1 protein-coding gene is annotated in these 655 nt (G+C 42.3%); it reads left to right on the top strand.

Going from position 1 to position 655, the window contains the following annotated elements:
- Positions 1-624: IS3 family transposase (locus RH88_RS18000; protein WP_005598680.1), on the top strand; the 624-nt coding region annotated here is incomplete at its 5' end.
- Positions 625-655: the final 31 nt, after the last annotated feature.

Genomic DNA, 655 nt, shown 5'->3' with positions numbered 1-655 from the left:
AATAAGAAGCGAGTTCAAAGGTTATTGCAGTCATTAGGTTATCGTTCCAAGGCCAGTAAAAAGCGTCATGGTCGAGCACCTAGACAGAAAACGCTTATGCCTGCGTACAATCTTCTCAACCGCCAATTTGACGTAAGTAAGCCAAATCAAGTTTGGGCTTCGGATATAACTCAAGTTCGATGTAAAGAAGGCTGGAATTACCTTTGTGTCATATTAGATTTGTATTCGCGAAAGGTGGTCGGGTGGTCAACAAGTCGTATAAACAGCGCTTGTTTAGTGCTAAAAACGCTGAATAAGGCATGGAAAAGCCGCCGACCAGATGGCCGGAAGTTAATGTTTCATTCGGACCAAGGTGTTCAATATCGAGCGATAGAAACTTTACGATGGCATCGGAAAAAGGCAATTACCGTGAGTATGTCGCGTAAAGGAAATTGCTGGGATAATGCCTGTTCAGAAAGCTTCTTTGCTCAGTATAAAAAAGAGTGGATTAGCAATCTAGGTGGGATGTCTCGTCAGGAAATGACAATGCAAAGTCGACTTTATATCGATACGTATTACAATCCAGTAAGAAGGCATGGGACTCTAGGTGGAGTGAGTCCCATAGATTTTGAACTAATGAATTAACCCTCAGTGTCTACTTTTAAGGGGTCATTCC

Origin of the sequence: Vibrio scophthalmi LMG 19158, from assembly GCF_000222585.1 — a bacterium.
GTDB classification, from domain to species: Bacteria; Pseudomonadota; Gammaproteobacteria; order Enterobacterales; family Vibrionaceae; genus Vibrio; species Vibrio scophthalmi.
Note: the sequence above shows the minus strand (reverse complement) of the source record. Positions and strands in the feature narration are given on the sequence as shown.